This is a genomic window from Shewanella algidipiscicola, from assembly GCF_003605125.1.
GTDB lineage: Bacteria > Pseudomonadota > Gammaproteobacteria > Enterobacterales > Shewanellaceae > Shewanella > Shewanella algidipiscicola.
The window spans coordinates 22,510-36,114 of the sequence record NZ_QPQT01000015.1 but is presented as its reverse complement, the minus strand read 5'-3'; the positions used below and the strand labels follow the sequence as shown (position 1 = coordinate 36,114).

Below are 13,605 nucleotides of genomic sequence, written 5' to 3'. Positions count from 1 at the left end.
GGCATATCGTCATTACTTTAGTCAAAAGGTGAAAACGTGTCTAAACGTCGTGTAGTCGTAACAGGTCTTGGTCTCGTCACTCCTGTAGGCAATACCGTAGAGACGTCCTGGAAAGCATTAATTGCAGGACAGAGCGGTATCGCGCCAATCACAAAATTTGATGCATCTGAATTTTCCACCCGCTTTAGTGGGTCGGTAAAAGATTTTGATGTTGAGCAATATCTGCCCAAAAAAGAAGCGCGTAAGATGGATCTGTTTATTCAGTATGGTATGGCTGCAGGTATCCAAGCCATAGAAGATGCTGGATTAAATATGGAGCAAGAAGATCCAACCCGAGTGGGTACCGCGATAGGTGCAGGCATGGGCGGCATGCCACTGATCGAGGCGGGTCACTCAGCGCTATTAAAAGGTGGCCCCCGCAAGATTTCACCCTTTTTCGTTCCTAGCACCATTATCAATATGATAGCCGGTCACCTGTCGATAAAATATGGCATGACAGGCCCTAATTTTGCGGTAACCACCGCTTGCACTACAGGTGTACACAATATTGGTTTTGCAGCCCGCACCATTGCCTATGGCGATGCTGATGTGATGGTTGCTGGCGGGGCAGAAGATGTAACTTGTCCGTTAGCGGTCGGCGGTTTTGCTTCAGCTAAAGCACTTTCGACTCGAAATGATGATCCAACAGCGGCTAGTCGTCCATGGGACAAAGATCGTGATGGTTTTGTCATCGGTGATGGTGCTGGTGTGATGGTGTTAGAGGAATATGAGCGAGCTAAAGCGCGCGGTGCCACTATCTACGGTGAACTGGTCGGTTTCGGTATGAGCGGCGACGCCTTTCATATGACTTCGCCGCCAGCCGATGGCGCAGGCGCTGCTGCAGCTATGGTTAACGCGATCAACGATGCCGGTATTGATAAGGCGCAAGTGGGTTATATTAATGCTCATGGTACGTCGACCCCAGCTGGTGATAAAGCCGAAGTCGCAGCGGTTAAATCAGTATTTGAGCAGCATGCTTATGAGCTATTAGTGAGTTCAACTAAGTCGATGACAGGCCATCTTTTAGGGGCTGCTGGTGCGGTTGAGGCGATTATTACCTTGTTGGCCCTACGAGATCAGATAGTGCCACCAACCCTTAACTTGGATAATCCTGATGAGGGATGCGATTTGGACTTCGTTGCCCATAAAGCCCGCCAACATCAGTTTGAGTATGCACTTTGTAACTCATTTGGATTTGGTGGCACCAACGGCTCGTTATTGTTTAAACGTGGTGAATAAACCATCTTGTTTTATTAAAGCACCTTAGGGTGCTTTTTTTATGGGTGATTAACACTAGATGGCAGGTGGATTAAGCTTAATTCATCTCTATTGGCAAGTTGTCGATATCAGCAGATAATTCGGCTCTATTTATGTTACTGCTATGATTAGGAACCTATCGTGCTAAATTTATTCGTTGTGCCTTTAATGCCGTTAGTGGGGGCTTTGACTGCGAATTTAAGTACTATGATCCGTGGCGAAAGCGCAATAAAACTCAGTATAGGAATGAAGACCTTTGTCTGTGCCGCGACGGCGTTTGCGTCTGTCTGGTTTGCGCTGTTAGTCACAGCGATTTATGCCGGTGGTGATACCAACACGCTTGCAGGTGTTGAGGTATTGTTGCTGTTTATGGGGGGCTTGTTAGCTTATCCAATATTAAAACTTGAACGCTTTATTAGCGCCTCGATTCAATTGTGGTTATTTCGCCTTGCATTACCGTTAATTGTCTTTTCATGCGTGTTAGTGATGATGTTTGGTTAACATTACAGCGTAAATCGTTAATCTTAGATATTCGATTTACGCTATTTACAGTACACTTTAGCCAAGTGAATCATACAGAGTTCAATTACATGGCTGGAACAGAAAGAAACATCACACTACGATTTTTAGCCGAGCCGGCCGATGTCAATTTTGGCGGGAAAGTTCACGGTGGCGCCGTGATGAAATGGATCGATTTAGCGGCTTATGCATGTGCAGCTGGATGGAGTGGTAAATATTGCATTACCGTTTATGCTGGCGGCATCCGCTTTGTCAAACCTATCCATGTGGGTAATATTGTCGAAGTTAGCGCCAAAGTGGTTTATACCGGACGTACGTCCATGCATTTAGGGATTGATGTAAAAGCGGGTGACCCTAAGCATGCCGAACGTCATTTGACGACCCATTGCGTGGTGATCATGGTTGCAGTTGATGATGAAGGCCAGCCGACAGAGGTGCCTGAATGGATACCTCAAACAGACAGTGATAAAGAGATGCGTGAGTCTGCTATTCGATTAATGGATATGCGTAAAAAAATTGGGGCAGAGATGGCAGCGCACCTAAAACCTTAATTTATTTAAATAAAGGTTTTAATGGGCTAATGCCAGTCAGAGCATATGGCATTTTATTAGCTTAATTTATTCTCTAGATCTATTTGTATCTGGCGAAAGTTTTGATATAACTTGACCTCGGTTTTCGCATCCAGCGATAAATACTGTCAATTGAAACAACCATAATAAAAGTAGAGGCATAGGTTGCGAACAAATAAATTTTCTTTGGTCAATATGTCTCTAGCACGTTTATTCGCCTTGCCGTCGCCCCATAAGAAGCTATTAATGGCCTCTTGTGGTCTAGTCGGCATCGCGCTTTTATGGCCGAGTCAGCAACAAATGTTACCCCAGCGGATCCCTGTCGCGCTTGATATCGAGTCATTCGTGTTGCCAGCAGAGCAGATGATGGCAGAGTCAGGCGTCGCTATTCGTCCTGATTACGTCAAAACTATCGTCAGTGGTGATACCCTAAGCGGCTTGTTTTTAGATGCCAATGTCGATCATCAAACCATGTATAAGGTACTCGAAGCCGATCTCAATATTCTGGCTTTAGATACATTAAAACCGGGTAATATTATTCGTTTTTGGCTCGATGACAGTGGTCAATTAACGCAACTAGAACTGTATTTTAATGCTGCTCGTCAAGTGGTTTTCAGCCGTTACGAGGAAGGTGGTTTTAATGTCGAAGAGATCAATATCGATGGCATTTGGCAAAATCGCTCACTGGCCGGTGATATTCAAGGTTCATTTTATCTGTCGGCGCAGCGCGTGGGGCTTAATGCTGCTGACATTCAACGTATCGAATCATTACTAAAAGAAAAACTCAATTTTGCTCGTGATTTGCGTGCCGGTGATACCTTTTCTGTATTAATGAGCGAGCAGTATATTGACGGTGAAGTCACGGGGAATCGTGACATCTTAGGGGTGAACATTCAGCGTGGTCGCAACAGTATTAATGCTTATCAAAACAGTGATGGTAACTTTTATGATGAACAAGGCCGCAGCTTAGCCAGAGCATTTCAACGGATACCGTTAGAAAAAAATTATCGCATCAGCTCTCGATTTAACCGTCACCGCCACCATCCAGTGACGGGGCGCACTGCACCGCATAATGGTACCGATTTTGCCACACCAGTGGGCACCAAAATCGTGGCACCCGGTGATGGGATCGTGTCGTTGGTGACAGATCATCGCTATGCAGGTAAGTATGTGGTGATTGAGCATGGCAACAAATATCGCACCCGTTATCTGCATTTGTCCAAAGCATTAGTGCATAAAGGTCAGCGAGTTTCTCGGGGGCAGGTAATTGCGTTATCAGGTAAAACCGGACGGATAACTGGTCCACATCTGCATTATGAGTTTCACGTTAATGGTCGCCCAGTCGATCCGATGAAAGCGGATATTCCCATGGCGAGTAAATTGTCCAATAAACAGATGAATGAGTTTGCGCAGTTAGTGAAGGTGCGCAAAATGATCATGGGACAAAGCTAGTGTTCCCAAGCGCGTTAGTTGTTTAACCCAACACATCTCGTTATAAAAAAGCCGCTAAGATAGCGGCTTTTTTATGTCGTTACGTTGGACTCTAATTCGAGCATGGTGAGCCACAAACGTAAATCAAACTCTAGCTGGTGGTAATCATTTTCCATATGGCAGCAGAGTTGATAAAACGCCTTGTTATGATCTTTCTCCTTTAAGTGCGCCAATTCATGTACCACCACCATGCGTAGCAAGGGTTCGGGGACATAACGTAACTTAGAGGAGATGCGGATCTCATTTTTGGTCTTGGTTTTGCCGCCATGATTTTTAGCGATATAACTGTGTAAACCCAAGGCCTGCTTCTTTAAGGTGATCTTGTCATCGTAGAGCACCTTATTGAGTGGTTGCGACTTTTTGAGATAACAGTTTTTAAGCGCGATAGTGTAATAGTACAGGGCTTTGTCGCTGCGGATATCGTGAATGTCGGGATAACGCTGTTGCAGGACGTTCTTGAGTCGATTTTGTGCAATAAGTGCCTCGACCTGAGTAATTATCTCGGGGCGGTAACCTTGTAGGTAATGAAGATGGGTCATGTGATCTTAGTCGAACTCATATCGGCCGGGCTAGGGTGCCCGGCGTGCTTTGATGAATAAAGCTTGCGCGATGGCGGCAATTATTCAGGTTTGGCAAAGATACGTTGGTTATGATAAGCGTAAGCCACTTCAAAGGCATTCTTTTGGAAACGCTTAAGGTCGAGCCCATCAAAATCCACCATAGGCGGGTTGCGCTTGAGTTGCTCTTTGATGGTCACAGGTGAGATCAGGTGTACTGGTAGGCCGCACAACTGGATGGCCGCTTCCATCTTAAAACTGGTGGCACTGCCAGCAAGCTTACCTTTTTGCTCACGCTCGATTAAAACCACTTCATCGACTTTGTAGTCTTCCATCAATTTACAAAAGGCAAAATGAAACTCTTTAATCGATTCTGTTTTAGCCGAATTTGATACCGTTAATGAACGAGAACGGCATTCTGGCACGTTAAAGGTTTCACCTTCATAACTTAATAAACTGATGATGGCTTCGCCACCTTTTAACTCAACGCCACAAACTCTCATGATAAACCTAATAATAAAACTGTAATGGGGGTTATTGTAACCTTAATTGGCATAATGAGCAGCAGTTGCTAAAACAAATTACGCCATAAAAATCATCTTTTGCTGTAAATCCTAGCCGTTATGCAAGGGATCCCAAAGCGTTGAGCGGCGGGTTGGCCGCTCATTTTACAAAGTACGGTTATTCTTCAGGGGTGTCTTGCAAGGTAGACTTAGGTTTGCGCAGCATAGGCGCATCGCCAATATCGACACCTGTGATAAAGCGTTTATCGCGGTTATCTTTGGTCTTAGTGGTCGATTTAGGCTTAGCGGGTCTAGTCTTGTTTTGCGCTGCTTTTTTAGCGGTGGCGGGCTTACCTTTAGGTTTGGCTTTGAGGCCGCTAAACTTGGGTTTTAATCCTGCTATTTCGCTTAGTTCAAATGTGCGGCGTAAAAATAGCTGCACTTGTTTGAAGTTATCCCAATCTTTTGGCCCCACGAGTGATATAGCATCACCTTTAGCACCTGCACGGGCAGTACGGCCAATGCGGTGAATGTACTCTTCGGCTAACTTGGGCATATCGAAGTTAATCACCAAAGAGACGTTGAGTAAGTCTAAGCCGCGTGAAGCCACATCTGTGGTGACCAAGATCTGTTGTTGACCTCGGCTAAATTGATCCATTATCTGATTACGGGCTGACTGCTTTAGCTCGCCGCTCAGTGAGGCGGTGGTAAAGCCTTCATCGGCCAGTTTTGTGGCTAGACGGTCGGTATCACTGCGGGTGGCAGTAAAGATGATCACTTGCTTATGTTGTTCTTGCTTTAGTAGCGTCAGTAACAGCTTTTCTTTGTGACCTAAGTTATCGCACAGATAGACTTTTTGGGTAATATCTTGGTTTTCAACGTTTGAAGCCCCAATCGACACATGCACGGGCTCTTTTAGCAGCTCAGCCGCTATCTCGTTAATTTCACCATGATCTAGCGTCGCAGAGAACATCAAGGTTTGACGACGTTTATGATCGGCCGCTTGGTTAATAGCGCGCAGCTGCTCGGCAAAGCCTAAGTCGAGCATACGGTCGGCTTCGTCAAGGATAAGTAATTCAAGCCCGTTGAGGTACAGATGACGCTGTTTAAGATGGTCGGCCAGGCGACCAGGTGTCGCCACCACAATATGTGGGTCTCTGGCGAGGGCTTTCGCTTGGTCATTAAAATTTTCGCCACCAAGAATTTTAAGCGCCTTGTATTGTGTATTGGCGACCAGCAGTCGTAACTGGCTGTATACCTGCGTTGCCAGCTCTCGAGTTGGCAATAAAATGAGTACGCGAGGATCGCGTTTACTCAATGCCTTGGTCGAGATAATACGCTGCATAGCAGGCAGTAAAAACGCCAAGGTCTTACCCGAGCCGGTTTTAGACGATGCCATTAGATCCTTTCCCGATAGGCCTACAGGTATCGATTGCTCTTGGATCTCGGTCGGCTTGTCGATGCCCATATGTTCTAGGCTGGTTAGTAGGCGTTTATCGAGTGAAAAATCTGAAAATTGCAAGGGTGTGCTCCAAAATATCAATAAGAGCGCATTATACATCGACTTGGTGCTTTCAGCCATTAGGATTAGCAGTCGTGGATAACGGATATCGCAATCAAGCTAAATAAGCCATTTTCGCGCGTCATGCTTTAGCCTATGATGGCAGATAAGGGTTATGCCTTTAATTGATACTGGGCAGTGATGAGTAAGGGAGATAATAGATGGCGACTATCGGTATCGCGTTAGGTAGCGGCGCCGCTAAGGGCTGGGCGCATATTGGGGTGCTCAACGAATTAGCTAAAATGGGGATTAAACCTGACAAAGTGGCGGGGTGCTCTATTGGCTCAGTGGTCGGTGCTGCCTATGCCCAAGATAACCTCAGTGAACTGCAGCAATGGGTGAGTGGCTTTTCGAGTTGGGATGTTCTTGGCTTAATGGATTTAAGTTGGGGGAAAGGTGGTTTAATTGGCGGTGAAAAGGTGTTTGATGTGATGCAGCAACACATTGGCGTGCTCGACATTGAACAGATGAAGCGTCCCTTTGCCGCAGTGGCAACTGACCTGTATAGCGGGCAAGAGATCTGGTTTCAACGCGGTAACTTACGTCATGCGGTGCGCGCGTCGTGCTCCATGCCAGGCATTTTGCCTCCGGCGCGCATTGGCGACCGTTGGTTAGTTGACGGCGCAGTTGTTAACCCTGTGCCGATATCGGTGAGCCGAGCTATGGGGGTTGATGTGGTTATCGCCGTCGATCTTTACGGTCATCGCAAGACACGCCTAGAACAACTGCCTGTGTCGTTGTCATCCAGTGCGCAAGTGTCGGTGCCGACTGCAGAGGAAATCAAGACTCAAGGTCAAGATGTTGGCTTCATGGATCTGCTGGCGCGAGGCCGAGATTATGTGTCGGGATTAACCGATAAGTTCTCTCTTGGTAATCGTAATCAGCCGGGGATGTTGGCGGTGATGTCACAGTCTATGGATATTTTAGAGCAACGCCATAAACGGGTACGTTTAATGGGGGATCCTCCCGATCTGTTGATCACCCCTAATGTTGCCGATATTGGCACCATGGAGTTTCATCGCGCGAACGAAGCGATAGAGGCAGGTGAGCAAGCGGTTAAAAAAGTGGCTCATATTATCACCACTGTACTCGAAGAATACCCAGAAACCCCCGGTCGCTAATGATTAGGATTAGCGTTGTCAGATAATGTGAGGGGCTTGACTGAGTTAGTATGCCGCGATGAAGGATTCGATGAGACGCTAAGTTGATCGAGTCCCTAAACCTGTTTTTAAAAGCGGCCTAGTTTTTGCTTTAACATGATATCGTTTAGCAGTCGTCGACATTTTGACAATGAATCCAATCAGTCAGCTTCCAACAACCTCTAATTCTCAACAGGTAACCGACGCCTATGGTGGCGTGCTTAAGCATCAAACTCAAGGCGCGAATGCACCGGCCGACACGGTAAGCTTAGGCGAGCGAACTCGTCCGGCGCAAACAAACGGTAGCGCGATCGCCCAAGAAGAGGTGTCATTATCGCCTCGGGCGCAGCGAGCCCAAAAAATTGAGGCGATGGCAGACGACTTCTTCAGTGCTGGTGCGTTTAGTATTAATGATATTCCTAAGCTTATACAGCGGTTACATCAAGATGGTATCCTGTCAGATAGCCAACTAAACCGCTTAAGCTCAGCAGGATTTGAGATCCCAGAGCCCAATGATGCGCCGCAATCACTGCTGAACTTTATTGACAGTAAGCAAGAGGGATTAACGCAATCGGAGCCCGATCAGGCGCTACATAAAATGCTCGATGATGCCAAAACCGTGCTTAATAACATGGACGGTATAGATGGTGCGTTATACAGCCAAACCGCCGCCCGGGTTTCGGCTCAGTTAACTGTGTTGATCAACGCCGACACTAATATGCCCGCAATGGACAAAGAGCAATGGCAGGGGTTGAAATCGACCATGCAATTGGCCGCTTCTATGGGAAATTCACAACAATCGAGCGGCCAGTTAAACAGTTATTTAGCGCTATCTAAGCGACTTACGTAATTTACTAACACTTACTCACAGCTTGTCCCGACTTTTTACATTATCTAGCCTTGTTTCGATGTTCGGTCAAGGTCACTTTTTGAGATAAGTGGCCTAGTTGGCAGTAATCTTTTGTCGCTAAATACCATCGGTAAAACCATGATCTGGATCAAGGTACTTCGAGTGACTTTGTAGCCTAATACGCTACATATTGTGCTTAAACGTTTTATTGGCACTATATATGGTGTCATTTTGAACGTTACTTGAGGAGATATTAAACAATGCCAGTAGTTATTAAGCGGGATGGTTACCGCACGCCTTTTGACGAAACAAGGATCAGAGACGCTGTAGTTGCCGCTGCAAACTCAGCAGGTATTGATGATGTTACCTATGCGACTCAAGTAGCGCGACAAGTGAGTCTCGTCATGGCCGATATGGCCGAAGTGGATATCCACGACCTGCAAAATGCAGTCGAAAATCAACTAATGGAAGGACCCTATAAGGCCTTAGCACGCGTGTATATCGAATATCGTCATGATAGAGATATTCATCGAGAGCAAAGCAGCCGACTTAATCGTGATATTCGTGGTCTGGTTGAACAAAGTAATGCAGCTTTGCTTAACGAAAATGCCAATAAAGACTCAAAGGTGATCCCCACCCAGCGCGATCTGCTCGCCGGTATCGTGGCCAAGCATTATGCGACTCGCCATATTTTACCCAAAGATGTGGTGTCGGCCCATGAAGCGGGTGAGATCCATTATCACGATTTGGATTACGCACCTTTTTTCCCGATGTTTAACTGCATGCTAATTGATTTAGCCGGTATGCTGACTCATGGTTTTAAGATGGGCAATGCCGAAATTGAAACCCCAAAATCGATCTCCACGGCCACGGCAGTGACGGCACAAATTATTGCTCAGGTAGCAAGCCATATTTATGGCGGCACCACCATTAACCGCATCGATGAAGTGTTAGCACCATTTGTGGCTAAAAGCTATGACAAACACTATCAAGTGGCCTTAAAGTGGGGCATTACAGATGCCAAAGCCTTTGCCACCGCGCAGACCGAAAAAGAGTGTCACGATGCGTTCCAGTCATTGGAGTATGAGGTCAACACCTTACATACTGCTAATGGACAAACACCATTTGTGACCTTTGGCTTTGGTTTAGGCACCTCGTGGGAGTCGCGATTAATCCAATCCTCAATGATGAAAGTGCGGATGGCTGGGTTGGGTAAAAATCGCAAAACGGCAGTGTTCCCTAAATTGGTGTTTGCGATTCGAGATGGTATAAACCATAAGAGTGGCGATTGTAACTACGATATCAAGCAGTTAGCGTTAAAATGTGCCACCATGCGTATGTATCCAGATATTTTAAACTATGAGCAAGTGGAAAAAGTCACTGGCTCATTTAAGACGCCAATGGGCTGTCGTAGCTTTTTAGGTACCTACGAAGAAGAGGGTGAACTGGTCCATGATGGGCGTAATAACCTCGGCGTGGTGAGCTTAAACTTGCCGCGAGTCGCCTTAGAAGCCAATGGTGATGAAGCGCGTTTCTTTGCCATTTTAGATCAACGTTTAGCCATTGCCAGACGCGCATTAGATACACGTATCGAGCGTCTAGAAGGAGTGAAAGCGCGCGTTGCCCCGATTTTGTACATGGAAGGGGCGTGTGGTGTACGTTTGCGCGCCGATGATGATATTAGTCAGATTTTCAAAAATGGCCGCGCATCAATTTCGTTAGGTTATATAGGACTACATGAAACCGTTAATGCGCTTTATGGCAATCAAATTCACCTGTTTGACAGTGAGCAGTTACGCGCCAAAGCGATTGCCATTATTGAACATCTTAAAGCGGCAACAGTGCGCTGGCGTGATGAGTCCGGTTATGCCTTTAGCTTATACAGCACACCGAGTGAAAACCTGTGTAGCCGTTTTTGTAAACTCGACACTAAGGCTTTTGGGGTGATTGATGGCGTGACCGACAGAGGTTACTACACCAACAGTTTTCACTTAGATGTAGAAAAAAAGGTCAACCCTTACGATAAGCTGGATTTTGAGATGCCTTATCCAGCACTGACCAACGGTGGATTTATCTGCTACGGTGAATACCCCAATATGCAGCATAATATTGAAGCGCTCGAAAACGTGTGGGATTACAGTTATAGCCGCGTGCCTTATTACGGCACAAATACGCCAATTGACGAGTGTTATGACTGTGGCTTTACCGGTGAATTTAGCTGTACCAGTAAGGGCTTTACCTGTCCTAAATGCGGTAATCATGAGCCCAGTCGAGTCTCAGTGACGCGTCGAGTGTGCGGTTATTTAGGCAGCCCAGATGCGCGGCCATTTAACTATGGTAAGCAAGAAGAGGTTAAGCGCCGGGTAAAACACCTGTAGGCGTTAAGTGGTAACGGTTGGCGCGCTGATGCGCGCCTAAGTGTTAATAAGCTCGAGGCTTAGATGAATTACCAGCAATACTTTCCAGTCGATGTGGTCAATGGCCCTGGTACGCGAGCGACCCTGTTTGTGTCTGGTTGCGAGCATCAATGCCGCGGCTGTTATAATCAGTCGACTTGGAGTCCGGCAGCGGGTCATCTATTCGATGCCGCCATGGTTGAGCAGATCATCACGGATCTGCAAGATACACGTATCGTGCGCCGGGGGTTATCGTTATCGGGCGGCGATCCGCTTTACCCTCAAAATGTGGCCCAGATACTTGCGTTAGTAAAACGTGTTAAGCATGAGTGTCCAGATAAGGATATTTGGCTGTGGAGCGGTTATCGCTTAGATGAATTATCGACAGTCCAGCGCCAGGTACTGCATTATGTGGATGTGCTGGTGGATGGCAAATTTGAACAATCGCTTGCCGATCCAAGCTTAAGATTTCGTGGCAGTAGCAATCAGGTGATCCACCATTTCAAGCAATAGTGATATAATGTCGGCCAAACAGATAGGCGCAGTCAGCAATCTTGCTTGATTGGCCGAGTATTATCGATTTACTTTAAGGCAAGTTAATGAATTTAAAGCAAGAGTTACAGCAACTTAATGACCGACTCGACAAATGTCGTCGTAAATTAGATGCGGCAGAAAAACGCGGTGATCACGCGGTGATTTTGCAGTTTAAGCAAGAGATCAATGCTGTAACGAAACAGATTGCCCATGTTAAAAACCAACAGACTCGCTTGTTGAACAAAAAAGGCACCGATGTAAAGTCACTGCCTTTTAGTCGCACACTGACTAAAGCTGAACAAGCCGATATGGGCAAATTAAAGAAATCAGTCAAAGGATTAGTGGTTGTGCATCCGATGACTGCATTAGGACGTGAAATGGGCTTAACCCAAGTCACAGGCTTTGCCCCGAAAGCGTTTTAATCCTCCATTGCCGACATTTGATTAGCGTACGTGAGCGATATCATATCGTTTATCGTGCGCTCGGCGTATGCTTAGCGCTCTTTAATACGCTGCGAGTGAAGTAATAACCGATTCAATTATTCGGCTATTTCACTGTAAGGCAAAAACACATAAAATGCTCAGTCTGACAGTAAGGCCGCATCCTAGCCTTAGTTATTTTCTACCTCTTTTTTTGACTCGGACAGAGCGAGTAGTAAAGGTTATTTCATGTCAATTAAGTATGTCGCCACTTCAAAATTACCAACGCCTTGGGGCGTATTCGCCATGCATGGTTTTGAAGACACAGACACTGGCAAAGAACATGTCGCACTCACTTTTGGTCAACTCGATGCCAATAGCCCCATACTTGGGCGTATTCATTCAGAATGTTTAACTGGCGATGCACTGTTTAGTTTGCGTTGCGATTGTGGTTTTCAACTACAGACGGCGATGCAAAATATTGCCGAGGCAGGACAAGGGTTTATTTTATACCTTCGCCAAGAGGGGCGAGGCATAGGCTTACTCAATAAAATCCGTGCCTATGAACTACAAGATCAAGGCGCTAACACGGTCGAAGCAAATGAGCGACTCGGTTTTGAAGCCGACATGCGCAAATATGACATGATCAAGCCGATGATGGAGAAAATTGGCGTACATCAAGTTAAGTTGATGACCAATAACCCTCGTAAAGTCAAAGCAATGAAAGAGCTCGGCATTGATGTGGTTGAACGTGTTCCGCTACAAGTGGGTAAAAATCGCTACAATGAAGCGTATTTAAAAACCAAGTCAACAGAGCTGGGACATATGATGTCTGAGTATCATTTTACTGAAGAAGCAAACGTCGTTAAGCCCCCTAAGGCTGAGTAACGTTCGTACTTTTTTAGTGTGTTAACGCTATCAAGACACTGCGGCGATTGCGGCAGTGTCCTTGTTTGCCGCGCTTAGCTTCTTTACTCTCTGTCTGCAAAACCTGCAAAACCTGCAAAACCTGCAAAACCTGCAAAACCTGCAAAACCTGCAACCTCAAAATGATAGTTGTGGTGTCGTGCTTTCATAGCACTTTTGGCTTTAGTGCCTATCTATGCGAGTCGCAACCAGGCTATTTGAGCGGGTCATCTTATGCGATAAGCTGAGGATGACGGCGCTACAGCCGGCTAATATGCCAGCTTAACGCTTTCCCCAGATATGTACGTTAGTACTACCAGAATTGGCGTCCTTAGCTGCACTCTTGTTACCGCTCGTAGGGCTTGTCATTCGAGTTGATGTGCCCCCCTCACTGTCCGCTTTCGGCTTAGGCAGTGGTAGCTTATTCATTTTGAGGTAAAGGTATTCTACTTTTTCTCTGGCCCAAGGCGTTTTACGTAAAAACTTAAGGCTAGATTTAATACTAGGGTCGTGATTAAAACAACGAATGTCGATCCGTGCGCCCAGTTCTTCCCACCCATAATGGTCGACTAAATCGGTGAGCAGTGTTTCGAGTTTAATGCCGTGCAGAGGATTATTTGCTTGAGTCATATTGTGCGATTGTCCAGGTAAATTAGGCTGATTATATCAGTTTATATGGGGGTGGGTTGATAAAAAGCACTGGCTCCAACTTCCCGTTTTAGCGTTATTGGATTTATCGGTAGTAGATTGCCTTCTTGCATGTTCGCACTGACGCATGCTTGGCGTTTTGTGCTGATAACCAATCAATTCAGCTTAAAGGATGTGAAGTTAAAAGGGGGGGACGTCAAGTTTCATAATAAAGGCA

The 13,605-nt window shown here is 46.1% G+C and carries 14 protein-coding genes; 10 read left to right on the top strand and 4 right to left on the bottom strand.

Translation table 11 applies throughout. The annotated features are described in order from the left end of the window. The first annotated feature begins 36 nt into the window (after positions 1-36). The 4 genes from fabF (at position 37) to DVO77_RS15435 (ending at position 3,836) form a co-directional block, all read left to right on the top strand. A complete protein-coding gene (gene fabF / locus DVO77_RS15450) occupies positions 37-1,278 on the top strand; it encodes a beta-ketoacyl-ACP synthase II (RefSeq protein ID WP_110456140.1) in 1,242 nt (413 codons plus the stop codon). A 159-nt stretch (positions 1,279-1,437) separates the two neighbouring features. Beyond that, positions 1,438-1,797, top strand: a complete 360-nt coding sequence (locus DVO77_RS15445; RefSeq protein WP_110456139.1) for a hypothetical protein — start codon at positions 1,438-1,440, stop codon at positions 1,795-1,797. An 89-nt stretch (positions 1,798-1,886) separates the two neighbouring features. Next, a complete protein-coding gene (locus DVO77_RS15440) occupies positions 1,887-2,366 on the top strand; it encodes an acyl-CoA thioesterase (RefSeq protein WP_110456772.1) in 480 nt (159 codons plus the stop codon). A 183-nt stretch (positions 2,367-2,549) separates the two neighbouring features. Next, a complete protein-coding gene (locus tag DVO77_RS15435; protein WP_211328824.1) occupies positions 2,550-3,836 on the top strand; it encodes a peptidoglycan DD-metalloendopeptidase family protein in 1,287 nt (428 codons plus the stop codon). Positions 3,837-3,907: 71 nt separating this feature from the next. On the opposite strand, the gene DVO77_RS15430 is transcribed toward DVO77_RS15435, so the two are convergent. From DVO77_RS15430 to DVO77_RS15420, 3 genes are all read right to left on the bottom strand, one after another. After that, on the bottom strand, positions 3,908-4,414 hold the full coding sequence (locus tag DVO77_RS15430; protein ID WP_119978938.1) for a M48 metallopeptidase family protein: 507 nt from the start codon (positions 4,412-4,414) through the stop codon (positions 3,908-3,910). Positions 4,415-4,494: 80 nt separating this feature from the next. Continuing rightward, a complete protein-coding gene (locus DVO77_RS15425; protein WP_110456136.1) occupies positions 4,495-4,935 on the bottom strand; it encodes a DUF3010 family protein in 441 nt (146 codons plus the stop codon). 178 nt (positions 4,936-5,113) lie between these two features. Beyond that, positions 5,114-6,457, bottom strand: coding sequence for a DEAD/DEAH box helicase (locus DVO77_RS15420; RefSeq protein ID WP_119978983.1), 1,344 nt, complete (start codon positions 6,455-6,457; stop codon positions 5,114-5,116). A gap of 200 nt (positions 6,458-6,657) precedes the next feature. Between DVO77_RS15420 and rssA the strand changes: the two genes are divergently transcribed. From rssA to ribA, 6 genes are all read left to right on the top strand, one after another. Continuing rightward, on the top strand, positions 6,658-7,617 hold the full coding sequence (rssA, locus tag DVO77_RS15415; RefSeq protein ID WP_110456135.1) for a patatin-like phospholipase RssA: 960 nt from the start codon (positions 6,658-6,660) through the stop codon (positions 7,615-7,617). Positions 7,618-7,786: 169 nt separating this feature from the next. Next, positions 7,787-8,485: a hypothetical protein gene (locus DVO77_RS15410; protein WP_110456134.1), complete on the top strand. Its 699-nt coding sequence runs from the start codon at positions 7,787-7,789 to the stop codon at positions 8,483-8,485. 260 nt (positions 8,486-8,745) lie between these two features. After that, positions 8,746-10,863, top strand: coding sequence for an anaerobic ribonucleoside-triphosphate reductase (gene nrdD, locus DVO77_RS15405; RefSeq protein ID WP_110456133.1), 2,118 nt, complete (start codon positions 8,746-8,748; stop codon positions 10,861-10,863). A 63-nt stretch (positions 10,864-10,926) separates the two neighbouring features. Continuing rightward, positions 10,927-11,394, top strand: coding sequence for an anaerobic ribonucleoside-triphosphate reductase-activating protein (gene nrdG, locus DVO77_RS15400; protein ID WP_119978937.1), 468 nt, complete (start codon positions 10,927-10,929; stop codon positions 11,392-11,394). An 86-nt stretch (positions 11,395-11,480) separates the two neighbouring features. Next, positions 11,481-11,837 carry a YibL family ribosome-associated protein gene (locus DVO77_RS15395; RefSeq protein ID WP_110456131.1) on the top strand — a complete coding sequence of 119 codons (357 nt, stop codon included), beginning with the start codon at positions 11,481-11,483 and terminating at the stop codon, positions 11,835-11,837. A gap of 246 nt (positions 11,838-12,083) precedes the next feature. Then, positions 12,084-12,722, top strand: a complete 639-nt coding sequence (gene ribA, locus DVO77_RS15390) for a GTP cyclohydrolase II (RefSeq protein WP_110456130.1) — start codon at positions 12,084-12,086, stop codon at positions 12,720-12,722. Positions 12,723-13,022: 300 nt separating this feature from the next. On the opposite strand, the gene DVO77_RS15385 is transcribed toward ribA, so the two are convergent. Further along, positions 13,023-13,370, bottom strand: a complete 348-nt coding sequence (locus tag DVO77_RS15385) for a VF530 family protein (protein ID WP_110456129.1) — start codon at positions 13,368-13,370, stop codon at positions 13,023-13,025. Positions 13,371-13,605 lie beyond the last annotated feature (235 nt).